Here is a 23,445-nt window from a genome sequence, read left to right as displayed (position 1 = left end):
TCTTGTAACTCCGTGGGTGCCTTATGTCCCTGATACGCCAGGTGCGCGCCTTGGTGGCCACCCTGATCCTGTTTGCACTGGTCGGCAGCGTGCTGGTGACGACCTGGACGGCGCGCAGTTATCTGCAGACCCAGCTGGCGCTCAAGAACAGCGACAACGCCCAGTCGCTGGCGCTGACGCTGACCCAGCAGGGCGGTGACCGCAGCCTGATCGAGCTGGCGATCGCCTCGCAGTTCGACATCGGCCACTACCAGTCGATCCGGCTGCTGTCGCCACAGGGCGGCGAGCTGTTCGTGCGCCGGGCCGAGCCCCGGTTGTCGGACGTGCCGGTCTGGTTCGAGCGTCTGGTGCCGATCGACTCCATTCCCGGCCGCGCCGAGGTCACGTCGGGCTGGACCCCGATCGGCCAGGTCGAGGTCGTCAGCCAGCCGGTCTTCGCCTATGCCGACCTGTGGAACGGTGCGCTCAGCACGACGGTCTGGATGCTGCTGCTGGGTGTCGTCGCGGGCGTGGTCTCGCACGTCGCGGTGCTGCGGCTGCGCCGTCCGCTGGACGCCGTCGTCGCCCAAGCCGAGGCGCTCAGCGAACGCCGCTACGTCACCACCGAGGAGCCGGCGACCCCCGAGCTGCGGGCGCTGGCCCGGGCGATGAACACGATGGTCGAGCGGGTCCACAGCCAGTTTGTCGAGCAGACGACCGCGCTGGAACACCTGCGCCGTCTGGCCAACGAGGACGGGCTGACCGGCCTGTCCAACCGCAGCCATTTCCTGGCCCAGCTGCAGGCCCGCCTGGACCATGAAGGGCCGGGTGCCGGCCATCTGCTGCTGCTGCGGGTGACCGGGCTGGCCGAGCTGAACCGGCAGCGTGGTCACCTGGCCACCGACGCGATGCTCAAGCTGCTGGCCGACCGACTTCGCCTGCCGCTGGGCACGCTGTCGCCGCTGTTCTGCGGTCGCCTGAACGGCAGCGACCTGGCCGTCGTGCACGGCCCGGCCGGCTGGCATGACGGCGTGCCGGTCGAGCTGATGACGCGCCTGGTCGAGCGGCTCCAGTCCTATGAGGGCGTCGCGGTGGTGCTGGCGGTGCAGCCGCTGGTGGTCGGCCAACCGATGCCCGAGGTGCTGGCCGCCGCCGACGCCGCGCTGGCCCGGGCCGAGGCGCGCGAACCCGGCGCGATCGAGTTCGGTGCCGCCGCGACCAGCCACGCCACGCTCGGCGGCGAGCAGGCCTGGCGGCTGGCGATCCGGCAGGCGGTGGTCGAAGGTCGCGCGCAGCTGGGCGAGTTCCCGGTGGTCGACCGCGAAGGCCGGCTGCTGCACCTCGAATGTCCGCTGCGCCTGCAGCTGCTGCCGGCCGGTCCGCTGGAGGTCGCCGCGCACTGGTTGCCCCACGCGATGCGCACCGGGCTGATGCCCGAGATCGACCTGTGCGCGCTCGACCTGGCCCTGCGCGCCATCGCCGCCGACGGCCGGCCGCGCTGCGTCAGCGTCTCGCCGGTGTCCCTGCTGACGGTCGGCTTCCTGCCGCGTCTGCTGGCACGGCTGCGCTCGGCCGGTGCGGCGGCCACGCGGCTGTCCTTCGACGTGGATGCCGTCCAGGTGGCACGCCAGCCCGATGCGCTGGTCGAACTGGGCCGGCAGGTCCGCGCGCTGGGCGTGCGGGTGGGGCTGGAACACGCCGGCGAGCGGGTACCCGACTTCGCGCTGGCCGCCCAGGCCGGCATCGACTACGTCAAGCTGTCGCCGTCGCTGGTGCATGAACTGGCCGAACAGCCGGCACGCCAGCAGTTCGTTCGTGGCCTGGTCTCGACGCTGCGCGGGCTGGGGCTGCAGGTCGGAGCCGAGGGCGTGGCCCGTCCGGAAGATCTGGACAGCGTGCGCGACGTCGGCTTCGACGCCTGGACCGGACCGGCGGTCCGGCCCTGAGCGCTCAGGTGGTCGTGATGTCGGCCAGCAGTTTGCCGTGCGCGACCATCGCCGAGACGATCTGCGCATCGGTCGCGTCGGCCCCCAGGCCCAGGCCCGCGTGCAGGTCGACGCCTTGCAGCGTGATGCTCATGTTGGCGGCGCCCTGACCGTCGTTGTTGACGGTCACGACGGTGTTGCCGCCGACCTGGGCGAAGTCCAGGTACTGCCCGATGTTGCCGGTGGTCGCGCCGACCAGCAGGTCGCGCAGGTCGAGCACGTCGCCGTTCTGGCTTGCCGGTGCGGTGTCGAAGTTCTGGACCTGCCAGGCGTGCGGTGCGACCTCGGTGCCGGCGTCGGCCAGGCTCCAGGCGAACACGTCGCTGTGGCCGGCCAGGCCCGTCAGCGTGTCGGCCGTCGGTGCCGTGGCGCTCTGGGCCACCGCCAGCGGCGCGGCGGGCGTGTCGGCCACCTGCACGTTGTAGATGGTCGATTCGGTGCTGCCGCCGGCCCGGACCGTGAAGTCGAAGGTGCTGGGTTGCAGCACGCCGTCGGGCAGGCCGTTCCGGGTGGGGGAGATGAAGTCGGTGTCGGGCGTGTAGGTGATGCGATGGGCATCGAGCAGCGTGACGGTGCCGTGGTCGACCACGATGCTGCCGCCGATCGTGATCGCCTGGCCATTGATGCGCGTGACGGTCGCGCCCGGATCCTCGAAGCCGTTGGTCAGGTCGACCGTGAAGGGCGTGTTCTTGGTCGTCAGCGTGGTCGCCGAGACGATGTCGGTGACCGCCTGGACGACCAGGTTCGAGGTCGGGCTGTTGACCGTCGCGATGCCGTCGTTGACCGACAGGCTCAGCGTCGGCGTCGGCTGGCCGGCGGCCGGAACACCGTTGGCGTGGCTGTACTGGTCGGGGTTGTTCAGGAAGGTCGAGCCGTTCAGCGCCGCATTGATCGCGGCGGCCGTGCCGACCAGGTGGACGCTGCCGGTGCCGTTGTCCGAGACGGACTGCAGGCCTCCGGTCGTCGTCGAGCCCAGCGAGAACGTGCCCTGGGTGACGTTGACGGTGACCGACAGCAAGGTGTCCGGGCCGTCGGCATCGGACACCCGCAGCGCGTTGGCGCCGGTGAAGACGATGGCGCTGTCCTCCAGCGTCGTCAGGCCGGCCGCGCCCGTCGAGGGCAGTGTGATGACGGGCAGGTCGTTGACCGAGGCGACGTTGAGCGTCGCGGTGGCCGGGGCGCTCTCCAGGCTGCCGTCGCTGATCGTGTAGGTGAAGCTGGCCTGGCCGTTGAAGTTCGCGGTCGGCGTGAAGCTCACGCTGCCATCGGCGTTCAGCGTGGCGGTGCCGCCGGTGCCGCTGGTGACCGAGACGATGCGCAGCTGGTCGTGCGGCGTGTCGACGTCGGTGTCGTTGGACAGCAGCTGCGCGGCGGTGAAGTTCGCGACGACGTCCTCGGTCGCCGCCAGGCTGTCGTTGACGGCGACCGGGCGGTCGTTGATGGGCTGCAGGTCGATCACCGTCTGGCCATTGGTGACGTTGGTGCCGTCGCTGACGCTGTAGGTGAAGTTGCCGACCGGCGTGCCGGGCAGGTAGTCGGCCGGCGGCTGGTACTGCAGGCCGGCCAGCTGGGTCGCGCTGATCGTGCTGCCGTTGGTGACCGGGGTGCCGTCGGCCATCAGCACGGTGCCGATGACGGGCAGGCCGGTGACGGTGATGGTCAGCGTCGTGCCGGCGTCCGGGTCGGTCGGGGCGGTCAGGCCGAGGTTGACGTTCGCGCCTTCCTCGAACGGCTGGATCACCGATGACGACACGATCGGCGACGAGTCGTCGTCCAGGATGGTCACCAGCTGCGTCACGCCGCCGACGGTCAGCGCGAAGGTCTCGTTGTTCTCGTCGAGCGCGTCGGGCTGGGTCAGGATCTCGATCGTGAAGCCGGTGACGCCGGCCGGCACGGTGATCGAGCCACCGCTGACCACGATCGGCTGGCCGCCCGGGTAGGTGACGGTCATCAGGCCCAGGTCGGTCGCCGGATCGGCGGCACCGGTCGCGCCGCTGGCCTGGCCGGCCAGGCCGACGTTGAAGGTCGTCGGCGTGCTGGACGGGTTGCTCAGCACGACGTCATAGGTGACGGTGTTCGGCGCGGTCGTGCCTTCGAGCACGTCGGCGATGTTGTCGTTGCCGACGGTGTCCGGGTTGCGCGGCGTCACCGTGACGACGGTCGGCACCGGGTCGTCATCGAGGATGAAGCCGACGCCGCTGCCGCCGCCGGCCGGCAGGTCGGTCGCCGGGTCGGTGATGCGGCCGATCAGCGTCAGCGATTCGGTCGGCTCGTGGATGTTGTCGGGCACCAGCGTCACGCGGACCTGGATGGTGGTCGTGCCGGTGGGCACCTGCACGACGGTGCCGGTGGTCCAGGTGACGCCGTCCAGCGAGTGCTCGATCTGGCCGTAGTCGACGATCGGCGTGGCGGTGTCGGCCGGGCCGCCGGTGTCGAGGTTGATCACCAGCGGCCGGTCGGCCGGCTGGGTCAGCGTGATCGTGAAGGGCAGGGTGCCGCCGCCTTCGTTGGCCGACGTGCTGGCGATGGTCAGCGCCGGGATGACGGTGGCGATGCCGGCGTTGACGTCGTTGCCGAGCAGCTCGGGCGCGATCAGCTCGCCGAAACCGCGCTGGTCGCCGCCGGCGCCGGCGATGTCCCAGGACTGGCCGCCGACCGCTTCCTCGATCCGGCCGATGCGCAGGCCCGGCAGCAGCGAACCCGGGTCGCCAATACCGGCCGACGGCGGGTCGATCAGCAGGTCGTTGCCCATCGGGCTGCGCGCCAGGCGACTGCCTTCGGCGTTCATCTCGACGATGCCGTCCTGCGACGTCAGGATCATGTCGCCCTTGCGGATCTCGTCGCCGACCTTGAGCTGGCGCAGCGTGCCGTCGGGCGTGCGGATCACCACCTCGCCGGTGATGCCCAGCACGATGCCGGCGGGCAGGCGGGCCGGGACGTAGTCGGGGATCAGCTGGACCGACTTCAGGCTCGGGATGTCCTGCGGCGCCGAGGCGGCACTCGCGGCCGCTGCGGCGGCGGCAGCCACGCCCGGATCGGCCTCGGGAGCCAGGTTGTCGGTTGTATCGGCCATGACGTCGTGCACTCCAAGCTTGCAGCGGGTCGCCGGAGACTGCTCAAGGAAGGCAGTCTGACCAACTTCAAGCAATGGTTGAAGTGACCCATGTATGGAGTTGAAGCATATCGCTTCGACTGCAGGACGACGATTCCGAAACCGCCGGATTGATACGCGTCACACACCTCGAAACACATATCTGGTGCATGTGACGCGTGCAGAAGTCACGAACCGTGCAGGGCGCGAAATTTTCAGTTCAGGTCGGCGGTCGACCGGCCGCTCAACGTTCCCGCAAGGCGTAGGCGCGGGCCTTCAGGATCGGCTTGAGCAGGTAGGACAGCACCGACTTCTTGCCCGTCAGGATGTCCACCGTCGCGGTCATGCCCGGGATGATGGGCTGGTCCTCGCCGAACTCGGGCCGGGTCGTGCGCACGCGGACGAGGTAGTAGGCGTTGCCGCGCTCGTCGATCAGCGTGTCCGGGCTGATGTTCTCGACCACGCCGTCCAGGCCGCCGTAGATCGAGAAGTCGTAGGCGGTGAACTTCACCGAGGCCGCCTGGCCGGGGTGGATGAAGGCGATGTCCTTGGGCTCGACCCGGGCCTCCAGCACCAGCGTGTCGTCCAGCGGCACGATCTCGACGATGTCCTTGCCCGGCTGCAGCACGCCGCCGACGGTGTTGGCCAGCAGGCGCTGGACCCGCCCGCGCACCGGTGACCTGACCTGCGCCTTGCTCACCTTGTCGGCCAGCGCCACGGCGCCCTGGTTGAGCGCGCTGAGGCGTCCGAGCACGTCCGACAGTTCGCGGCGGGCCTCGTTGCGGAACTGGAGTTCGGTCTCCTGGCGCTTGCGGCGGGCCTCGCCGATGGCGGCCTGGACCCGCGCGATCTGGGCGGCGGCCTGCTCGACGTCGCCGCGGTTGCGGCTGACCTCGCGGTCCAGCCGCAGCACCTCGACCTCGGAGATGGCGCCGGTCGCCAGCAGCGGCCGGGTCTTCTGCAGTTCCTGGCGCGAGATCGCCAGCGCGCGCTGGGCGGCCGACTGGCGGGCGCGCGCCTCGCCGAGTTCCTGTTCGCGCTGGTTGAGCTGCTGCTCGCTGACCGACAGGGTCGCCTGCAGCTCGCTGACGCGGGCGTTGTAGAGGTTGCGCTCCTCGTCGACGATGCGGCCTTCCTCTGCATTGCCCGGCTGCGGCGCCGGCGGGTTGAAGCTGGCGCCCTCGGCCAGCGCCTTCAGCCGGGCCTGGCGGACCTTCAGCGCGAACACCTGGGCGGCGCTCTCGCGCACGCCCGAGGTCGCGCGGGTCTCGTCGATGCGCAGCAGCAGCTGGCCTTCCTCGACGTTGTCGCCCTCGCGCACCAGGATCTCCGAGACCACGCCGCCGTCGAGCGACTGCACCACCTGCAGCTGGCGCGACGGGATCACCTTGCCGTCGCCGCGCGTGACCTCGTCGATCTGGCCGACCGCCGCCCACAGCAGCAGCACGCCGACCGTCAACGCGACGACGCGGACGATGCGCTGGGCGCGCGCCGTCTGCTCGCGGCTCATCAGGTCGAGCGCCTCGTATTCGTAGTTGAAGCGGTTCTGGCGCGAGCGCTGCTCGGCGCCCGGATCGGGCAGGTCGTCGACGGTGCGGCCGAAGACCTGGCTGAGCACGCGATGGGCGATCAGGCGGGCGCGCTCGAAGCGGCCGGGTTCGGTGGCGGCTTCCGGCGCGGCGGAGGCGGCCGAGCCGATCAGCGTCGTCTGGCCAGCCGGCGCGGTGTCGGGGCGGGGGGTGTCGTTGGCGCTCATGCGGCCCTCGTGATCCGGCCCGACTGCAGGGCCTCCAGGACGGCGTCGCGCGGGCCGTCGGCGACGATGCGGCCGGCGTCGACCACCACCACGCGGTCGACCAGCGCCAGCATCGAGGTGCGGTGCGTCACCAGCACGACCGTGCGTCCGACCGAGAACTCGGCGACCTTGCGGGTCACCATCGCCTCGGTCGAGAAGTCCATCGCGCTGGTCGGCTCGTCGAGCAGCAGCAGCGGCGCGTTGTGCAGCAGCGCGCGGGCCAGGCCGACGCTCTGGCGCTGGCCGCCCGACAGCAGCTCGCCGCGTTCGCCCACCGGCAGGTCGTAGCCGCGCGGGTGGCGGTGGATGAACTCGGTCAGGCAGGCGATCTCGGCGGCGGTCGCGACCGCCTGGTCGTCCGCGTAGGGCATGCCGAGCGTGATGTTCTCGCGCAGCGTGCCGTAGAACAGCGTGATGTCCTGCGAGACGTAGGCCAGGTTGCGGCGCACGTCGGCCGGATCGAGCTGGCGCAGGTCGATGCCGTCGAGCAGCACCGCACCGGAACGCGGCTGGTAGAGGCCCAGCATCAGCTTCTGCAGCGTGCTCTTGCCCGAGCCGACCTTGCCGATCAGCGCGACCCGCTCGCCCGGCTGGATGCGCAGGCTGACGCCGTCGATCACCGCGTCGTCACGGCCCGGGTAGGCGAAGTGGACGTTGCGCAGCTCGATCTCGCCGCGCAGTTCGCGCCGGTGCAGGAAGTTCAGGCCGGCCTCGCGCTCGATCGGCTGGGCCATCACCGCGTTGAGCGCATCGAGTGCCGTGCGCGCGCCCTGGTACTGCATCAGCAGGCCGACGATCTGGCCGGCCGGCGCCAGCGCGCGCGAGCCCAGCGTGGTGCAGGCGATCAGCGCGCCCATCGTCAGCTGGCGGTCGTTGATCAGGTAGACGCCGATCACGACGATCAGCAGCGAGACCGTCTGCACCAGCGTCGAGGTGCCGTAGCTGGCCCGGTTGGCCACCCCGCGCATGGCGACCTGGGCCTGCGCGAGGAACTGGTTGCCGCGCTCCCAGCGGGCCTGGATGACGCTTTCGGCGGCCTGGGTCTTCAGCGTCTCCAGCCCCGTCAGCGCCTCGACCAGCGTTGCGTTGCGCTGGGCGCTGGCCTGGTGGGTCGACTTGGCCAGCCGGTGCAGGCGGCCCTGCAGCGTCCAGCCCATGAACAGGATCGCGGCAAAGGCCAGCAGCACCGGCAGGGCCAGCCAGCCGGAGATCCAGGTCATCGCCAGCAGGAACAGCACCGCGAAGGGCAGGTCGATCAGCGTCGTGACGGTGGAGGCGGCGATGAAGTCGCGCACCTGCTCGTAGCCGCGCAGGTTGGCCGCGTAGCTGCCGACCGAGGCGGGCCGGTTCTCCAGCTTCATGCCCAGCACCCGTTCGAGCAGGCTGGCCGACAGTTGCAGGTCGATGCGCGCGCCGGCCTCGTCGACGAAGCGGCTGCGCAGCAATCGCAGCCAGAGGTCGGCGCCCAGCACGATCAGCAGGCCGACGGCGAGCGTCCAGAGCGTCTCGGTGGCGTGGTTGGGCACCACGCGGTCGTAGACGTTCATCGTGAAGATCGGGAAGGCCAGCGCGAACAGGTTGATCAGCAGCGCCGCCCACAGCACGTCGCGGTAGACGCCGCGCTGGCTGTTGACGGCCGACCAGAACCAGTGGCCGGTGTCGGGCGGTGCCGGCTGCGGCGTGCGCTCGTCGAAGCGGAAGTGCGGCCGCACGAACAGCACCACACCGGTGTAGCGCCGGCGCATCTCGTTGCGGTGCATGACGATCGCGCCCTGGCCGGTCTCGGGCAGCAGCACGCGGGCGTCGCCTTCGGGCGTCCAGCCCAGCAGCACGCAGGCGTTGCCGCCCTTGAGCAGCAGGATGGCCGGCAGCGTCGCCGGGTCGATCCGGGTGCGGCGCAGCCGTTGCAGCCGCGTGCTCATGCCGGCCCGGGCGGCGGCGCGGTCGGCCAGTTCCAGCGTCAGGCGACCTTCCTCCAGCGGCAGGCCGGCGCTGAGCGCGGCACGCGACACGTTGACGCCGTGCAGCCGGCAGACCTCGATCAGGCAGTCGAGCAGCGGATCGGGGTGGATCAGGTCCTCGCGCAGCCGGGCGATGACCGGATCCGGCCCCTCGACCGGTGCTTCGGTTCCAGGCGCGGAAGAGGGCGGAGGCACTGCGGCGTCGGTCATGTCGAAGGCCGTTGGGGGGCGGTCGGAACGCGTGGGGCGGTGCGCCGGTCGGCGTCGCCCGGTCGGCGCGCCGGTGATCCGGCGGTGACCGGGCTCAGGTGATGTCGCTGTGGTGCATGCCGTACTGGCCACGGCGGCGGTCGGCGAAGTAGTGCTCCAGCGTCACCCGCACGGTGCGGAAGGCCAGCTCGTGCCAGGGCAGGTCGGCTTCGCTGAACAGCCCGACCTCGATCGTCTCGGGCCCCGGATCGAAGGTCAGGTGCTGCAGCGCGGCGCGGTAGAACAGGTGGACCTGACCGGCGCGGACCACGTTCAGCACGGTGTAGAGCGGCAGCAGCTCGATCGCGGCGCCCGCTTCCTCGACGGTCTCGCGCACGGCGCCCTCGGCGGTCGTCTCGCCCAGTTCCATGAAGCCGGCGGGCAAGGTCCACAGGCCGCGCTGGGGCTCGATGTTGCGGCGGCACAGCAGGACCTTGTCCTCCCAGTGCGGCACCGTGCCGACCACGTTCAGCGGGTTCTCGTAGTGGATCTCGCCGCAGGCGGGGCACACCGCGCGCTCCCGGTTGTCATCGACCGGCACCCGGTATTCGACCGGCGTGCCGCAGGCTCGGCAGTGCTTGATGCGGGGCGTGAGAGGCATCGTTCCAGTGTAGCGGCGAGGGTCCGCATGGCATGATTCCAGCGCCTTCAGGAAGACCATGCAGCTCTACAACTACCACCGTTCCTCGGCCTCTTTCCGGGTCCGCATCGCCCTGGCGCTCAAGGGCCTGTCCTACGACTACCTGCCCGTGCATCTGGTTCGCAACGAGCAGCAGGGCGCCGACTACGCCGCCCGCTCGGCCCAGCGCCTGGTGCCGCTGCTGGTCGACGGCGACCAGTCGATCAGCCAGTCGCTGGCGATCATCGAATACCTCGACGAGACCCGGCCCGAGCCGGCGCTGCTGCCGGCCGATCCGCTCGGGCGGGCGCGGGTCCGCTCGCTGGCGCTCGACATCGCCTGCGAGATCCACCCGCTGAACAACCTGCGCGTGCTGCGCTACCTGGTCAAGGACCTGGCGATCAGCGAGGACGCCAAGAACGCCTGGTATCGCCACTGGGTCGAAGGCGGGCTTGAAGTGGTCGAACGTCGCCTGAACCAGGAGGCGCAGACCGGCCGCTACTGCCACGGCGACACGCCCGGACTGGCCGACTGCGTGCTGGTGCCCCAGATCTTCAACGCCCAGCGTTTCGACTGCCGTCTCGATGACCTTCCGAACGTGATGCGCGTCTTCGAGGCCTGCATGGCGCTGCCGGCCTTCCAGGCCGCCCAGCCGTCGGCCTGTCCGGACGCCCAGGACTGATGCGGGTGCTGCCGCCACCGTCGACGCGACACGACGCTCGCGGCCTCTGGCCCGTCTTCAGCCATCCGGCCATCGGCGCTTTCATGAGCACGCGGGTCGGCGGCATCAGCCAGGCACCGTTCGACGCGCTGAACCTCAAGGCCGAGGTTGGCGACGACCCAGCGTCGGTGGCTGTCAACCGTGCGCGGGTGCAGGACTGGATCGGCGCCCGCCCGGTGCGGCTGGACCAGGTCCACGGCGTGGCGGTGCAGGCGCTCGAACAGGTCGCTGCGGTCGAGCCGTTCGATCAGCAGGAGGCTGCCGTGCCGGTGGCCGATGCCTCGACCTGTGCCCGCCCGGGGCTCGCCTGCGAGGTCCAGGTGGCCGATTGCCTGCCGGTGCTGTTCGCCGACCGCGAAGGGAAGGCCGTCGGCGCCGCACACGCGGGCTGGCGCGGCCTGGCCGGTGGTGTGCTGGAGGCGACGCTGGCGGCACTTCAGCACGGTCACGGCGTGCCGCCCGACCGCATCGAGGCCTGGCTCGGACCCTGCATCGGGCCCGATGCCTTCGAGGTCGGCGAGGACGTGCTGCGCGCCTTCGGTGGCTCAGCCGATGAGCCTGGCCGGTTCTTCAGGCCGCGCGGCGGTCATCCCGGCAAGTGGTGGGCGGACCTGGCCGGGCTGGCCCGGGTGCGGCTGGCTGCGGCGGGCGTGACCGCGATCGGCGGGAACGACGGCAGCACCGGCTGGTGCACCGTCGGCGACCCGTCACGGTACTTCTCGTTCCGGCGCGACCGCCGGACCGGCCGCATGGCCGGCTTCGTCTGGTTGCGCGGCAACCGTTGAGGCAGCAGCCTGTTCCGCCTGCCGCCGTGCCTTGCGCCGCATCGGCGTGCCCAGCAGGTAGAGCACCAGCGCGATCGGCCCGATGCCGTAGAGCATCAGCGTGAAGAAGGCGCCCAGCAGCGTGCCGCCGGGGTGCATGGCCTCGGCCACGGCCATCATCAGCGCCACATACAGCCAGGCGATGGCAACGAGATACATCGGCGTTTCCAGTGGGTTACAGGGTGTCGCAGGGTGTCGCGGGCGCGACAGCTACAGTTTCATGCAAGGCTCACGACCCATAATCATTTTCTCTGCATCGGCCCTGGTCGGCCCGTGCCTCGTGTCGCAATGGAGGAGACGATGAGTGGATTCCTCGGGCAGATGCCCGGCTTGGGTGGGTCGATGGGCCTGAACCTCGAAGAGAGCCTCAAGCAGGCGTTCTCCATGGCCGGTGCGCCACAGTTTGGCGAAGCCGGTGCGCAACTGGGTGAACTGGGTGCCAGCCTCGGTGATTCGCTCAAGGGCTTCTCGCAGCTGAAGATCGCACCGGGCGATCTCAACCGCATCCAGACCGAGTACATGGCCGCCGCCGCCGAACTGTGGAACGGCGCGATCTCGGGCTCGTTCCAGGCCATGGCCGGCGACCGCCGCTTCTCGAACGAGGCGTGGAAGAGCAACCCGCTGTCGAGTTTCTCGGCCGCCGTCTACTTGTTGAACGCCCGCACGATGATGTCGCTGGCCGATGCCGTCGAAGGTGACGCCAAGACCCGTGCCCGCGTGCGTTTCGCGGTCCAGCAGTGGATCGATGCGGCCGCGCCGTCGAACTATCTGGCACTCAATCCCGAGGCCCAGAAGAAGGCCATCGAGACCAAGGGCGAGAGCATCGCGCTGGGCATGCAGCACCTGCTCAACGACATCCGCCAGGGCCATGTGTCGCAGACCGACGAGAGCCTGTTCGAGGTCGGCCGCAACGTCGCCACGACCGAGGGCTCGGTGGTGTTCGAGAACGAGCTGTTCCAGCTGCTCGAATACAAGCCGCTGACCGAGCAGGTGCATGAGCGCCCGATGCTGTTCGTGCCGCCCTGCATCAACAAGTTCTACATCATGGACTTGCAGCCGGACAACTCGCTGATCCGGTACACGGTCGCGCAGGGCCATCGCGTGTTCGTCGTCAGCTGGCGCAATCCGGACGAGAGCCTGGCCGCCAAGACCTGGGACGACTACATCGAGCACGCCGTCATCAAGGCGATCTCGGTGGTCGGCGAGATCACTGGCAGCGAGAAGTTCAACATGCTGGGCTTCTGCGTCGGCGGCACGCTGCTGAGCACCGCCCTGGCCGTGCTGGCCGCGCGCGGCGAACAACCGGCGGCCAGCGTCACGCTGCTGACCACCTTCCTCGACTTCAGCGCCACCGGCGTGCTGGACCTGTTCATCGACGAGGCGATGGTCAAGGTCCGCGAGATGACCATCGGCGAGAAGGCCCCGAAGGGTCCGGCCTTGCTCAAGGGCAAGGAACTGTCGGCCACCTTCAGCTTCCTGCGCCCGAACGACCTGGTCTGGAACTACGTCGTCGGCAACTACCTCAAGGGCGAGACGCCGCCGCCGTTCGACCTGCTGTACTGGAACTCCGACAGCACCAACCTGCCGGGTCCGATGTACTGCTGGTACCTGCGCAACACCTACCTCGAGGACAAGCTCAAGGTGCCAGGCGCCGCCACGGTCTGCGGCGAGAAGGTCGACCTCGGCAAGATCGAGGCGCCGTTCTACATCTACGCCTCGCGCGAGGACCACATCGTTCCGTGGGACTCCGCCTACCTCAACACCAAGGTCCTCAAGGGCAAGCTGCGGTTCGTGCTGGGTGCCTCCGGCCACATCGCCGGCGTGATCAACCCGCCGGCCAAGAAGAAGCGCAACTTCTGGACCAACGACAAGCTGCCCAAGACCGCCGACCAGTGGCTCGAAGGCGCCACCGACAACGCCGGCAGCTGGTGGCCGGACTGGTCCGACTGGCTCAAGGCCAACGGCGGCAAGCTCAAGGCCGCACCGAAGACGCCGGGCAACCGCAAGTACAAGGCGATCGAGCCGGCACCGGGCCGCTACGTGAAGCAGAAGGTCTGAGGACCACGACGTGAGCAATCCGGCGCTGACCGTCGAGCGCCGGACAGGAGACCGGCCTGTTCCTCATCACGAGGCGGGCCGCGAACGATACGGGGTGAGTACGGACCCGTGAACCGATCCGGCCGCGCGATGATGCGGCCGTCCAGGATCGACTTGCACAGAGGAGCAGAGCAATGGCACAGAAAGTGGCGTATGTGACGGGTGGCATGGGTGGCATTGGTACCGCCATCTGCCAGCGTCTGGCGAAGGACGGTTTCAAGGTCATCGCCGGCTGCGGCCCGAGCCGTGACCACGTCAAGTGGATCGAGGAACAGCGCGTCCTTGGCTACACCTTCTACGCATCGGCCGGCAACGTCGCCGACTGGGACTCGACCGTCGAGGCGTTCGCCAAGGCCAAGGCCGAACACGGTCCGATCGACGTGCTGGTCAACAACGCCGGCATCACGCGCGACCGCATGTTCCTGAAGATGAGCAAGGAAGACTGGGAAGCCGTCATCAGCACCAACCTGACGTCGATGTTCAACGTCACCAAGCAGGTGGTGGCGGACATGGCCGAGCGCGGCTTCGGTCGCATCATCCAGATCTCGTCGGTCAACGGCGAGAAGGGTCAGGCCGGTCAGACCAACTACTCGGCCGCCAAGGCCGGCATGCACGGCTTCACGATGGCCCTGGCGCAGGAACTGGCCGCCAAGGGTGTCACCGTGAACACCGTCAGCCCGGGCTACATCGGCACCGACATGGTCCGCGCGATCAAGCCGGAAGTGCTCGAGAAGATCGTCGCGACGATCCCGGTCAAGCGCCTGGGTACGCCGGAGGAGATCGCCTCGATCGTTGGCTGGCTGGCCGGCGACGATTCGGGCTTCACGACCGGTGCGGACTTCAGCTGCAACGGCGGCCTGCACATGGGCTGAGTCAGGACCGGAAAGGGTCCTGAGGACCCTTTCCTGCCTGACGAAGCGACCGGCCCTGCAGGGCCGGTCGTGGGGGGCGGTGGCAGTCAACGGACTTCACTGCTCTCATCCATCAAGAACAAACGGCGCTGCCCTCGGACAGCGCCGTTTGTCGTTCCAGGGCTGCTTCAGCCCTCGGCAGCGATCAGCTCCGCCGCCGCAGCCGCCAGGCTCGCCGCGCCGCCATCGGCCAGCACGAGTGTCCGAGCCGCCTTCAGGCCCTCGAAGTGCTGGGCCAGCGAGCTCATGTAGCCCGGGTCGTAGTGCTGCTGCATCAGGTCCCGGAACACGGCAGCGGTCTCGCCGGCGCGGGCCTGGGCCTGCCACTGCTTGACCCGTTCGCGGCCCCGCAGTTCGACCAGTCCGTCGAGCAAGCGGCAGAAGTTCTCCGGGTCACGGTGCAGGTGGTCGTAGTCCTCCAGCAGCAGCTGAAGTCGCGCGTCGTCCGACATCTCGACCAGCACGCAGCGACCGTGCGCGCGCATGCGGGCGATCAGGGCCTCGGGCAACCAGCGCTGGCCGAGCTTCTTGCTCTCGCTCTCGACGTGGACCGGCCGGGACGGATCGAAGCCGCGCAGGGCCTGCCAGATCCGGCTGTCGAGCATCTTCTGGCTGGGCTGCGTCTCGCCCGGTGGCAAGCCGAGGACCGAACCGCGGTGAACGGCCAGGCCTTCCAGGTCGAGCACCTGGGCGCCCTGTCGGGCCAGCTCGTGCAGCAGGCGCGTCTTGCCCGAGCCGGTCTTGCCGCAGAGCACGCGCCACTCGAATCGATCGGGCCAGGTTTCGAGGTCTTCACGGACCTGGTTGCGATAGGCCTTGTAGCCACCATCGATCACCTGCGCGCGAAAGCCGACCCGGTCGAGAAACCACGACATCGTCCCGGAACGATCCCCGCCGCGCCAGCAGTACACCAGCGGACGCCAGTGCTTGTCGACCGGCGCGACCCACTGGTCGAGGTGATCGGCGATCCGGCGGGCCACCAGCGCCGCGCCGCGCTTGCGGGCCTCGAAGGCCGAGACCTGCTTGTAGAGCGTGCCGACGATGCGGCGCTCCTCGTCGTCCAGCACCGGCCAGTTGACGGCGCCGGGCAGGTGATCCTCGGCATATTCGGCGGGAGAGCGCACATCGATGATGGCGCTGTAGCTTTCCAATGCCTGGAGGGCGTCCGGCACGGCAACTCGTTGAAGACTCATGCCGCGATTGTCGTGCGGCCGGTGCCCTCGGGCGTGGTCAGCCGATCTCAGTCGCTCCAGCCGGTGGCCCGGACCGCCAGAGCTGCCGCCTGGGCGGCTTCCCGGTCGATCAGCGCGTCCAGCGCGTCGCAGACGTCTGCCATGCGGCCGCAGATGCGCGTGCGGCTGGCATCGGCCGGGTCGACGCTCAGGCGCACCCGGTGGCCCTTGTCGGCATCGGCTGCGGGGTCGAGCGATCGGCCGATGCCGGTGGTGGCCGGGCGGTTGGTCACGACGACCGCACGCCTGGCCCGGCCGCGGCGCGGTGCGGCATGGGGCACGAGGCCCCGGGCCGCCATGGCGCTGGGCGCACGCGGGTCGATGGCGGGAAGGGCGGCTTGCGGCATGAAGCCGGCGCCCAGGTCAAGAATCCACTGCTGTAGCCAACGTTGCATCACGAACTCCGGTCGGGTGTCTCGGGTGTTTCTCGAGGGACGGAAGTCATGCGCCCGCGTGTTGCCACGCGGCTTGCCAGCAGGCTGCCGTCGGTTGCGTCTGTTGAACGCGTCTGTCGGTTGTATCGGCAATCCGATCGCGCGGCGCAGCTCGCTCCCTTGAGCTCGGGGGCCGGTCGCTGGCATTGCGTCACGGGGGAAGCCTCGTGTTGCGCCGAAGGACTCGGTTTCCTTCGGCGCAGGGCCTGGCTACATCAGCATCGTGTTGCGGATCAGCCCGACGGCCAGGCCCTCGAGCGTGAACTCGGGGCTGCCGTCACCGACGTGGATGATGTCGAAGTCGGGGTTCTCGGGGATCAGCTCGATGCCCGACTTGCTGCGGCGGAAGCGCTTGACGGTGACCTCGTCACCCAGCCGCGCCACGACGATCTGGCCGTTCTTGGCCTCGCTGGCGCGCTGCACGGCGAGCAGGTCGCCATCGAGGATGCCGGCATCGCGCATGCTCATGCCGCGCACCTTCAGCAGGAAATCGGGCTTGCGGGCGAACAGGTGGGCCTCGACCGTGTAGGTCTGGTCGACGTGTTCCTGGGCCAGGATCGGGTGACCGGCGGCGACGCGACCGACCAGCGGCAAGGTCAGCTGCGCCAGCGACGCGAGCGGCAGGTTGAACTGCTGGCCGATGCCGCGCAGGCGTGATTCATGGATCGAACGCAGTGTGTCAGACTGCAAACGGATGCCTCGCGAGGTGCCGCCCAGCAGTTCGATGACGCCCTTGCGGGCCAGCGCCTGCAGGTGTTCCTCGGCAGCGTTGGCGGACTTGAAGCCAAGTTCGGCGGCGATCTCGGCCCGCGTGGGCGGGGCGCCGGTGCGCTCGATGCTGCTCTGGATCAGGTCGAGCACCTGCTGCTGTCGCGCGGTCAATTTGGGGCTGTCGTTCACGTGGCCTCGCCGGCTGGACGCCCGGCGCCGGTTGGCGTGGGCACTGGCTGTTCATCCAGTATCTGTATTTTTATCCAGTTCCCAGGACATGACAAGCCATCCGAACGAAGTAACCCAAGCGAATGTCACCGAGCCGGCCGAACCGGGGCTGGCGCGAACGGTCGTCGTGCTCGGCACCGGCGGCACCATCTCCGGCAAGGCCGGCCATGCACGCGACAACGTCGGCTACAGCGCCGGGGTGGTGAGCGTGGCGGACCTGCTCGACGGCGTACCCGGACTGGACGATGGGGTGGCCAGCGGCCTGCGGCTGGAGGCCGAACAGGTCGCCCAGATCGACAGCAAGGACATGAGCCATGCCGTCTGGCGCCGCATCGCCGAGCGGGTTGCCAGCCATCTGGCCCGTGACGAGGTGGCCGGCGTCGTCATCACGCACGGCACCGACACGCTGGAGGAAACCGCCTATCTGCTGCAGCGGGTGCTGGCGCCTGGCAAGCCGGTCGTTCTGACCGCCGCGATGCGGCCGGCGAGTTCATCCGAGGCCGACGGGCCCGCCAACCTGCGTCAGGCGATCGGCCTGGCTCGCCAGCCGAACGCACGCGGGGTCGTGGCGATGGTGGCGGGCACGGTGTGGAGCGGCCTCGAGGTCCGCAAGGTGCATCCCTATCGGACCGACGCGTTCAGTGCCGGCGATGCCGGAGCGATCGGCTTTGTCGAGGAAGGCCGGCTGCGTCAGCTGCGTGACTGGCCGGTCGGCGAGGCCTTGGGCCTGGGGGTCCTGTCGGCCGAGATCTGGCCGGAGGTGCAGATCGTCGTCAGCCACGGCGGTGCCGATGGCCGCATCGTCGACCTGCTGCTCGATGCCGGTGTGCAGGGCATCGTGGTGGCCTGCACCGGCAACGGCACGCTGCACGAGGAACTGCGGTCCAGCCTGATGCGCGCCAGCCGCGAGGGCGTCGCGGTGCTGCGCGCCTTGCGTCACGGCGCCGGCGTGATCCTGCCGGCCGCCGCCGAGACGCTGCCGAGCGCGGGCGGGCTGACGCCGGCACAGGCTCGGGTCGAGCTGCTGCTGCAGCTGCTGGTCGCCCGGCAGCGCAGCTGAGCAGCCCGGTGTCGCGTCAGACCACCGTCGTCAGGTTGACGTCGATGTTGCCGCGCGTCGCGTTCGAGTAGGGGCAGACGATGTGGGCGGCCTGCACCAGCTCTTCGGCCTGGCCACGGTCCATGCCGGGGATCGAGACCTGCAGCGCGGCCTGGATGCCGAAGCCGTTCGGGATCGGGCCGATGCCGATGTCGGCGCTGATGGTCACGTTCGACGGCAGGGCGACCTTCTTCTGACCGGCGACGAACTTCAGCGCGCCCAGGAAGCAGGCCGAATAGCCGGCGGCGAACAGCTGCTCGGGGTTGGTGCCGGCGCCGTCGTCGCCGCCCAGGCCCTTGGGCACGGACAGCTTGACCGACAGGCGGCCGTCGTCGGACTGCGAGCTGCCGTCACGGCCGCCGGTCGAGGTGGCGTGGGCGGTGTAGAGAACTTGCTGGAGAGCCATCGGAAGGTCCTTTCGGTGGAATGCCCGGACATGGGCGGGTGGGAATATGGGCGGGTGGGAATACGGGCGGGCGGGAATTCGTTCGGGTGGCGCGCGGCTGTCGCGGGTGGTCAGCGGTCCTGCAGCGTCTGTCTCAGCGACTGCAACCGGCGTGTCAGCGAACCCAGTTCGTCGAGCGTGCAGCCGAGGCCGCCGAGGATGCGCGGCGGGATCTCGCGGGCCTGCGCTCGCAGCGCGCGGCCGTCGTCGGTCAGGCTGACCTCGACCCGCCGCTCGTCACTCGCGCTGCGGTTGCGGACCAGGCGACCCTGTGCTTCCAGGCGCTTGAGCAAGGGCGTCAAGGTGCCGGAATCGAGGTTCAGGTGTTCGCCCAGTTCGCCCACCGAGACGACCTCGCGTTCCCAGAGCACCAGCATCACGAGGTACTGCGGGTAGGTCAGGCCCATCGCATCCAGCAGCGGGCGGTAGACCTTGGTCATCGCCAGCGAGGCGGAATACAGCGCAAAACACAGCTGCTGATCCAGCCGCAGGCCGTCGTCGGGCAAGGCGGGTTCGATCGATTGCTGCGGGCTGGACGTCATGTGGCGCACTTTACATTGCGCACAATCTAATCGTTCGCAATATGGTCTTTCGCTGCGTGCCCGGGTCGCCACATCGGCGCAGCCCCGTCAGAACAGCGTGACCTGCCGGGGCGCGGGTGCAGGCAAGGGTGCGGGTGGCACGAAGGGACGGGCATCCAGCGCGGGCAGGTCGCCGGACAGGCCTGCCTGCGCGGCCAGATCGGCCAAGGCCAGCCGGTCGTCCAGGCGATCGCCGGGCAGCGTGCAGCGCCACAGCCGGGCACCCGCCGCTTGCAGCAGGGCGAACAGCGCCAGCCAGGCGGCGCGCCGATCCGGATCCGCGTCGGGCGCCAGAAGCTCGGCAGGGTCGTGTCCTTCGCCCGCGAGATCGAGCAGCACGCCGACCCGGACACCGGCCGCCGCCAGCTTCTTCAGCGACTGCAGCCAGGCGCTGGCCGCCAGCTGTTCGCGCTGGGTGGCACCGGGCGCGGCTGCCACGGGCTTGCGTCCGCGCCTTCTTGCCAAGGGCGCACCGGCCACCGGCGCGGATTCGGATGTGGCCGGGTCGGTCACCAGTCCGAGCGGGCAGATCTGCGGCGCGATGCGCATCAGCACCAGGGCCTGATCGCGGCTGGCGAGGTCGGCCAGCAGATCCAGGTCGCGCACGATGGCGGGCGACGCGCTGACCAGACCGACCGGGTGACGCGCCTCGGCCAGCACTTCGAGCAGCGCGCGGGTCAGGCGCTGTTCGCGTTCGACGGCCAGGTAAGGGTCGACCAGCGTGCCGAGCTGGATCGGCCGGGCCACCAGACCGGGGCGGCGCAAGGCCTCGCGCAGGCGCTGCGGGGCGTTGACCTTGGCGTGGATGCGCGCCGGGTTGTCGCCCGATGCGGGCTCGACGCGGTAGGCGTTGGCGACCAGCGGGCAGGGCAGGTCGTGGTGATCGTTGGCGCGCAGCAGGCTCTGGCAGGTCTCGGGGACGACGACGGCCGGCACGACGTCATCGTCAGCTGCGGTCGGACTCCGGCGGCGCGCCAAAGGCCAGGGTTGTTCGCGCAGCGTGTCGGCCGCACCGGCCGCGGCATCGACCGAACCGTGCTGCGGCGGGCGACCTCGGCGCCGGGGCGGGGCGCCCGCCTCGGGCAGATCGAACAGCGTCAACGCTGGCCCTGGGACCGGCACCTCCGGCAAGGTGACACGCGGGGCGCGTCGCTCCGGGGCGCGCTGGACACGGCGGGGGCTGGCTCGGCTCATGGCGTGCCAGTCTGCCACAAAAGACTGTATGAACATCCAGTCTTTTGTGATGCCGACCGCACCGGATCAGCTGGCGTCGATCGCTTCCAGCGCCTCGCCGAGTTCCAGCCAGCGCATCTCCAGCGTCTCGATCTCGTCGGCCAGCGCCTTGACGCGGCGACCCTGTTCGGCGCGGTCGGCCGGGCTCAGGCCGGCGTCGCCCAGGCCGGCCAGCAACTGGTCGTGTTCGGCCTGCGCCTTGGCCAGTCGGGCCTCGACGGCGGTCTGTTCCTTCTTGATCGGCCGGACCCGCTCGGCGCGCTTCTGGCGCGCCTCGGCCGCCGCCTTGCGGTCCTCGCGGTTGGCGGAGGTCGGTGCCGGGCTCGGGGCCGATGCGGTCTTGCCGGTCACGACGCTGGCGGACTTGCCGGCGTTCTGCGCCTCGCGCGCGGCACGCTGGGTCTCGCGGCTCTGTTCGAGCAGCCACTTCTGGTAGTCGTCCAGATCGCCGTCGAACGGTTCGACCTTGCCGTGCGCGACCAGCCAGAACTCGTCGCAGACCTCGCGCAGCAGCGCGCGGTCGTGGCTGACCAGCATCACCGAACCCTCGTATTCGTTGAGCGCCAGGCTCAGCGCCTCGCGGGTGGTCAGGTCCAGGTGGTTGGTCGGTTCGTCCAGCAGCAGCAGGTTGGGGCGCTGCCAGACCAGCATCGCCAGCACCAGCCGCGCCTTCTCGCCACCCGACAGGCTGCCGACCGCCTGGGCGACCATGTCACCGACGAAGCGGAAGCGGCCGAGGAAGTCGCGCAGCTCCTGTTCGCGCGCCTGCGGGCTCACGTCGCGAGCCAGCCGGATCATGTGCTGCAGCGGGCCTTCGTCCGGCCGCAGCACGTCCATCTCCTGCTGCGCGAAGTAGCCGATCGCCAGGCCCTTGCCTTCCTGGATGTGGCCGTCCAGCGCCGGCAGCGTGCGCGCCAGCGTCTTGACCAGCGTCGACTTGCCCTGGCCGTTGGCGCCGAGGATGCCGATGCGCTGGCCCGGCAGCACGCTCTTGTTGATGCGGTGGACGATGGGCACGTCCGGCGCGCCGTCGCTGCCGCGATAGCCGACCTGCAGGTCGCTCAGCACGAGCATCGGGTTGGGCAGGCTGGCGGGCTCGCGGAACTCGAACTCGAAGTCGGCGCTGGTGAGGATGGGCGCGAGCTTCTCCATCCGGGCCAGGGCCTTGACGCGGCTCTGCGCCTGCTTGGCCTTGCTGGCCTTGGCCTTGAAGCGGTCGATGAAGCGCTGCAGCTGCGCCACCTTCTCCTGCTGGCGCGAGAAGGCCGACTGCTGCTGCTCCATGCGCTCGGCGCGCATGACCTCGAAGCTGCTGTAGTTGCCGCCGTAGCGGGTCAGCTTCGACTCGTCCAGATGCAGCGTCACGCGGGTGATCGCGTCGAGGAACTCGCGGTCGTGGCTGATCACCAGCATCGTGCCTTCATAGCGCTGCAGCCAGGCTTCGAGCCAGACCAGCGCGTCGAGGTCCAGGTGGTTGGTCGGCTCGTCGAGCAGCAGCAGGTCGCTCGGGCACATCAGCGCGCGGGCCAGCTGCAGGCGCATGCGCCAGCCGCCGGAGAAGCTGTTCACCGGCGCGTCGACCTGCGCCATCGTGAAGCCCAGGCCCATCAGCAGCGACTGGCCGCGCGAGCGGGCGTCGAAGTCGCCGGCCTCGGCCAGCGCGACGTGGGCATCGGCGATCGCGTGGCCGTCCTCGGCGGCCTCGGCGGCGGCCAGCGCGGCGCGGGCGGCCATCAGCGGCGTGTCGCCTTCCAGCACGAAGTCGGTCGCCGGCATGTCGGTCTCGGGCATGTTCTGCGCGACCTCGGCCAGGCGCCAGCGCGGCGGCATCTCGACCTCGCCGGCATCGGCCTGCAGCCGGTCGGTCAGCAGCGCGAACAGGCTGGACTTGCCCGCGCCGTTGCGGCCGACCAGGCTGGCCTTCTCGCCCGGCTGCAGCGTGAAGCCGGTGCTGTCGAGCACGACCTTGGTGCCGCGTCGCAGCGTGATGTTCTTGAGTTGGAGCATGGGGACCGGGAAAGGAAGGAGACGGGGCGGCGAGGCGTGGTGGCGAGCGGGTGACGGCTGAGGCGCGGCCGCCCTCAGCGGGACTGGGCGATGGCCCGGCCCAGTTCGAGCACGGCGCTGGCGTAGTAGGCCGACCAGTTGTAGCGGGTCAGCACCCAGAAATTCTGCGTGCCGGCCATGAAGGTGGGCTCGGCCGTGTCACCGTTCTCGAGCCGGATCAGCGCCAGCGGCCCGCCATGTTCGAGCGCGGCCTCGTCGAGCGCGGCGCCGAGCTGGGCCATCGCCAGCGGCGCGAAGCTGGGCTTGATGTCGGGCGCCATCAGCGTGGCCAGCGCATCGGCCTGGCTGGGCGGCGTGATGCCGTAGGTGCTGGGCATGCCGGCCTGCCAGCCGTGGGCGGCCAGGAAGTTCGCGACGCTGCCGATCGCGTCGACGGGGCTCTCGTGCAGCGCGATGCGGCCGTCGCTGTCGAAGTCGACCGCATGGCGCAGCCACGAACTGGGCATGAACTGCGGCCAGCCGAGCGCGCCGGCATAGCTGCCGCGCAGCGTGTCGAGCTCGATGCCGTCGCGCATCGCGAGTTCGAGCAGGGCGGTCAGCTCGCTGCGGAAGAAGGCGCTGCGGTCGCTGCGGCCGGTGGGGAAGTCGAACGCCAGCGTGGCCAGCGCGTCGACCGTCTTCATGCGGCCCATGTGCTGGCCGTAGAGCGTCTCGACGCCGATGACGCCGACGATGACCTCGGCCGGTACGCCCCAGCGGGCTTCGGCGCGGGCCAGTGCCGAGCCATGTTCACGCCAGAACGCGACACCGGCGGCGATGCGGCGCGGCTCGACGAAGCGGGCCCGGTAGGCGGCCCAGTTCTTCGCCGCGCCGGCCGGCGGCGGCATGATCAGCTGCGGCACCTGGGGGAGGTGGCGGGCCTGCCCGATCGTGCGGGCGACCCAGTCGGCCGGCCATTCCGGGTGAGCGGCCTGGACCTCGCGGATGTAGGCCTGCACGTCGTCGCGCAGCCCGTAGGGCGGTGTCTGGACGGCGGCGCGGGCGGGCGGCTTGCGGTGGCTGGCGGCATCGGCCAGCGTCGGGGCCAGACTGACCAGCAGGCCCATGACCAGGGCCCGCGTCAGGACGGGTTTCGACGCGGCAGGGGGAACGGACATCGGTGGGAACGGCAGGAAAAGGGCGGCAGGCCCGGGCGGCGCGGCAGTGTACGTGCGGGGCGGACAGCCTCGGGACAGGCGGCTTG

19 protein-coding genes are annotated in these 23,445 nt (G+C 70.0%); 6 read left to right on the top strand and 13 right to left on the bottom strand.

Annotated features, from left to right (window positions below):
* The first annotated feature begins 53 nt into the window (after nucleotides 1-53).
* Entirely contained in the window at nucleotides 54-1,925 is a 1,872-nt protein-coding gene (locus ACWA7K_RS09055; RefSeq protein WP_456167744.1) for a bifunctional diguanylate cyclase/phosphodiesterase, read from the top strand.
* A 4-nt stretch (nucleotides 1,926-1,929) separates the two neighbouring features.
* Here ACWA7K_RS09055 and ACWA7K_RS09050 read toward each other — a convergent pair whose 3' ends face one another.
* The 4 genes from ACWA7K_RS09050 to ACWA7K_RS09035 all read right to left on the bottom strand — a co-directional run bounded on the left by ACWA7K_RS09050 (nucleotide 1,930) and on the right by ACWA7K_RS09035 (nucleotide 9,661).
* Complete coding sequence (locus ACWA7K_RS09050; RefSeq protein ID WP_456167742.1) at nucleotides 1,930-5,037, bottom strand: tandem-95 repeat protein; 3,108 nt, start codon at nucleotides 5,035-5,037, stop codon at nucleotides 1,930-1,932.
* Nucleotides 5,038-5,299: 262 nt separating this feature from the next.
* Nucleotides 5,300-6,811 carry an HlyD family type I secretion periplasmic adaptor subunit gene (locus ACWA7K_RS09045; protein WP_456167740.1) on the bottom strand — a complete coding sequence of 504 codons (1,512 nt, stop codon included), beginning with the start codon at nucleotides 6,809-6,811 and terminating at the stop codon, nucleotides 5,300-5,302.
* Entirely contained in the window at nucleotides 6,808-9,021 is a 2,214-nt protein-coding gene (locus tag ACWA7K_RS09040) for a type I secretion system permease/ATPase (RefSeq protein ID WP_456167738.1), read from the bottom strand. Before ACWA7K_RS09040 ends, ACWA7K_RS09045 begins: the two co-directional genes overlap by 4 nt.
* A 94-nt stretch (nucleotides 9,022-9,115) precedes the next feature.
* Entirely contained in the window at nucleotides 9,116-9,661 is a 546-nt protein-coding gene (locus ACWA7K_RS09035; RefSeq protein WP_456167736.1) for an NUDIX hydrolase, read from the bottom strand.
* A gap of 58 nt (nucleotides 9,662-9,719) precedes the next feature.
* Here ACWA7K_RS09035 and maiA point away from each other — a divergent pair, with 58 nt between their 5' ends.
* Entirely contained in the window at nucleotides 9,720-10,361 is a 642-nt protein-coding gene (maiA, locus tag ACWA7K_RS09030) for a maleylacetoacetate isomerase (RefSeq protein ID WP_456167734.1), read from the top strand.
* Between the two features lie 83 nt (nucleotides 10,362-10,444).
* On the top strand, nucleotides 10,445-11,185 hold the full coding sequence (pgeF, locus tag ACWA7K_RS09025; RefSeq protein ID WP_456167732.1) for a peptidoglycan editing factor PgeF: 741 nt from the start codon (nucleotides 10,445-10,447) through the stop codon (nucleotides 11,183-11,185).
* On the opposite strand, the gene ACWA7K_RS09020 is transcribed toward pgeF, so the two are convergent.
* Nucleotides 11,108-11,383 carry a hypothetical protein gene (locus tag ACWA7K_RS09020; protein WP_456167730.1) on the bottom strand — a complete coding sequence of 92 codons (276 nt, stop codon included), beginning with the start codon at nucleotides 11,381-11,383 and terminating at the stop codon, nucleotides 11,108-11,110. The genes pgeF and ACWA7K_RS09020 overlap by 78 nt on opposite strands.
* Nucleotides 11,384-11,524: 141 nt before the next feature.
* On the opposite strand from ACWA7K_RS09020, the gene phaC reads away from it, so the two are divergent.
* Together phaC and phbB are read left to right on the top strand one after the other, a co-directional pair.
* Nucleotides 11,525-13,282: a class I poly(R)-hydroxyalkanoic acid synthase gene (phaC, locus tag ACWA7K_RS09015; RefSeq protein ID WP_456167729.1), complete on the top strand. Its 1,758-nt coding sequence runs from the start codon at nucleotides 11,525-11,527 to the stop codon at nucleotides 13,280-13,282.
* 173 nt (nucleotides 13,283-13,455) lie between these two features.
* A complete protein-coding gene (gene phbB / locus ACWA7K_RS09010) occupies nucleotides 13,456-14,193 on the top strand; it encodes an acetoacetyl-CoA reductase (RefSeq protein WP_456167727.1) in 738 nt (245 codons plus the stop codon).
* 167 nt (nucleotides 14,194-14,360) lie between these two features.
* Here the strand turns inward: phbB and mnmH are convergent, their stop codons facing one another.
* The 3 genes from mnmH to lexA form a co-directional block, all read right to left on the bottom strand.
* On the bottom strand, nucleotides 14,361-15,425 hold the full coding sequence (gene mnmH / locus ACWA7K_RS09005; RefSeq protein ID WP_456167725.1) for a tRNA 2-selenouridine(34) synthase MnmH: 1,065 nt from the start codon (nucleotides 15,423-15,425) through the stop codon (nucleotides 14,361-14,363).
* A 47-nt stretch (nucleotides 15,426-15,472) separates the two neighbouring features.
* Nucleotides 15,473-15,859 (bottom strand): hypothetical protein, encoded by a 387-nt coding sequence (locus ACWA7K_RS09000; RefSeq protein ID WP_456167723.1) that lies wholly within the window; start codon nucleotides 15,857-15,859, stop codon nucleotides 15,473-15,475.
* A gap of 249 nt (nucleotides 15,860-16,108) precedes the next feature.
* Nucleotides 16,109-16,798 (bottom strand): transcriptional repressor LexA, encoded by a 690-nt coding sequence (lexA, locus tag ACWA7K_RS08995; RefSeq protein ID WP_456167721.1) that lies wholly within the window; start codon nucleotides 16,796-16,798, stop codon nucleotides 16,109-16,111.
* An 88-nt stretch (nucleotides 16,799-16,886) separates the two neighbouring features.
* Between lexA and ACWA7K_RS08990 the strand changes: the two genes are divergently transcribed.
* Nucleotides 16,887-17,897, top strand: coding sequence for an asparaginase (locus tag ACWA7K_RS08990; protein ID WP_456167719.1), 1,011 nt, complete (start codon nucleotides 16,887-16,889; stop codon nucleotides 17,895-17,897).
* A 16-nt stretch (nucleotides 17,898-17,913) separates the two neighbouring features.
* On the opposite strand, the gene ACWA7K_RS08985 is transcribed toward ACWA7K_RS08990, so the two are convergent.
* The 5 genes from ACWA7K_RS08985 to mltB form a co-directional block, all read right to left on the bottom strand.
* Nucleotides 17,914-18,342, bottom strand: a complete 429-nt coding sequence (locus tag ACWA7K_RS08985; protein ID WP_456167717.1) for an organic hydroperoxide resistance protein — start codon at nucleotides 18,340-18,342, stop codon at nucleotides 17,914-17,916.
* 110 nt (nucleotides 18,343-18,452) lie between these two features.
* A complete protein-coding gene (locus tag ACWA7K_RS08980) occupies nucleotides 18,453-18,923 on the bottom strand; it encodes a MarR family winged helix-turn-helix transcriptional regulator (RefSeq protein ID WP_456167715.1) in 471 nt (156 codons plus the stop codon).
* An 87-nt stretch (nucleotides 18,924-19,010) separates the two neighbouring features.
* Nucleotides 19,011-20,156, bottom strand: a complete 1,146-nt coding sequence (locus ACWA7K_RS08975) for a hypothetical protein (RefSeq protein ID WP_456167713.1) — start codon at nucleotides 20,154-20,156, stop codon at nucleotides 19,011-19,013.
* Between the two features lie 66 nt (nucleotides 20,157-20,222).
* On the bottom strand, nucleotides 20,223-22,202 hold the full coding sequence (locus ACWA7K_RS08970) for an ATP-binding cassette domain-containing protein (RefSeq protein WP_456167711.1): 1,980 nt from the start codon (nucleotides 22,200-22,202) through the stop codon (nucleotides 20,223-20,225).
* Between the two features lie 74 nt (nucleotides 22,203-22,276).
* Entirely contained in the window at nucleotides 22,277-23,359 is a 1,083-nt protein-coding gene (gene mltB / locus ACWA7K_RS08965; RefSeq protein WP_456167709.1) for a lytic murein transglycosylase B, read from the bottom strand.
* Between the last annotated feature and the right edge of the window lie 86 nt (nucleotides 23,360-23,445).

The organism is Leptothrix mechoopdaensis (SeqCode) (assembly GCF_053893855.1).
This window is presented reverse-complemented; position numbering and strand designations above follow the sequence as displayed.

Bases quoted from the DNA above. Each gene is read 5' to 3' on its own strand.
- pgeF (WP_456167732.1), top strand. From the start codon at position 10,445: ATGAGCACGCGGGTCGGCGGCATCAGCCAGGCACCGTTCGACGCGCTG.
- ACWA7K_RS09045 (WP_456167740.1), bottom strand. From the start codon at position 6,811: ATGAGCGCCAACGACACCCCCCGCCCCGACACCGCGCCGGCTGGCCAG.
- ACWA7K_RS08970 (WP_456167711.1), bottom strand. From the start codon at position 22,202: ATGCTCCAACTCAAGAACATCACGCTGCGACGCGGCACCAAGGTCGTG.
- ACWA7K_RS08975 (WP_456167713.1), bottom strand. From the start codon at position 20,156: ATGAGCCGAGCCAGCCCCCGCCGTGTCCAGCGCGCCCCGGAGCGACGC.
- ACWA7K_RS09020 (WP_456167730.1), bottom strand. From the start codon at position 11,383: ATGTATCTCGTTGCCATCGCCTGGCTGTATGTGGCGCTGATGATGGCC.
- ACWA7K_RS09000 (WP_456167723.1), bottom strand. From the start codon at position 15,859: ATGCAACGTTGGCTACAGCAGTGGATTCTTGACCTGGGCGCCGGCTTC.
- ACWA7K_RS08980 (WP_456167715.1), bottom strand. From the start codon at position 18,923: ATGACGTCCAGCCCGCAGCAATCGATCGAACCCGCCTTGCCCGACGAC.
- ACWA7K_RS09035 (WP_456167736.1), bottom strand. From the start codon at position 9,661: ATGCCTCTCACGCCCCGCATCAAGCACTGCCGAGCCTGCGGCACGCCG.
- ACWA7K_RS09050 (WP_456167742.1), bottom strand. From the start codon at position 5,037: ATGGCCGATACAACCGACAACCTGGCTCCCGAGGCCGATCCGGGCGTG.
- mnmH (WP_456167725.1), bottom strand. From the start codon at position 15,425: ATGAGTCTTCAACGAGTTGCCGTGCCGGACGCCCTCCAGGCATTGGAA.
- phaC (WP_456167729.1), top strand. From the start codon at position 11,525: ATGAGTGGATTCCTCGGGCAGATGCCCGGCTTGGGTGGGTCGATGGGC.
- ACWA7K_RS09040 (WP_456167738.1), bottom strand. From the start codon at position 9,021: ATGACCGACGCCGCAGTGCCTCCGCCCTCTTCCGCGCCTGGAACCGAA.
- phbB (WP_456167727.1), top strand. From the start codon at position 13,456: ATGGCACAGAAAGTGGCGTATGTGACGGGTGGCATGGGTGGCATTGGT.
- ACWA7K_RS08990 (WP_456167719.1), top strand. From the start codon at position 16,887: ATGACAAGCCATCCGAACGAAGTAACCCAAGCGAATGTCACCGAGCCG.
- mltB (WP_456167709.1), bottom strand. From the start codon at position 23,359: ATGTCCGTTCCCCCTGCCGCGTCGAAACCCGTCCTGACGCGGGCCCTG.
- maiA (WP_456167734.1), top strand. From the start codon at position 9,720: ATGCAGCTCTACAACTACCACCGTTCCTCGGCCTCTTTCCGGGTCCGC.
- ACWA7K_RS08985 (WP_456167717.1), bottom strand. From the start codon at position 18,342: ATGGCTCTCCAGCAAGTTCTCTACACCGCCCACGCCACCTCGACCGGC.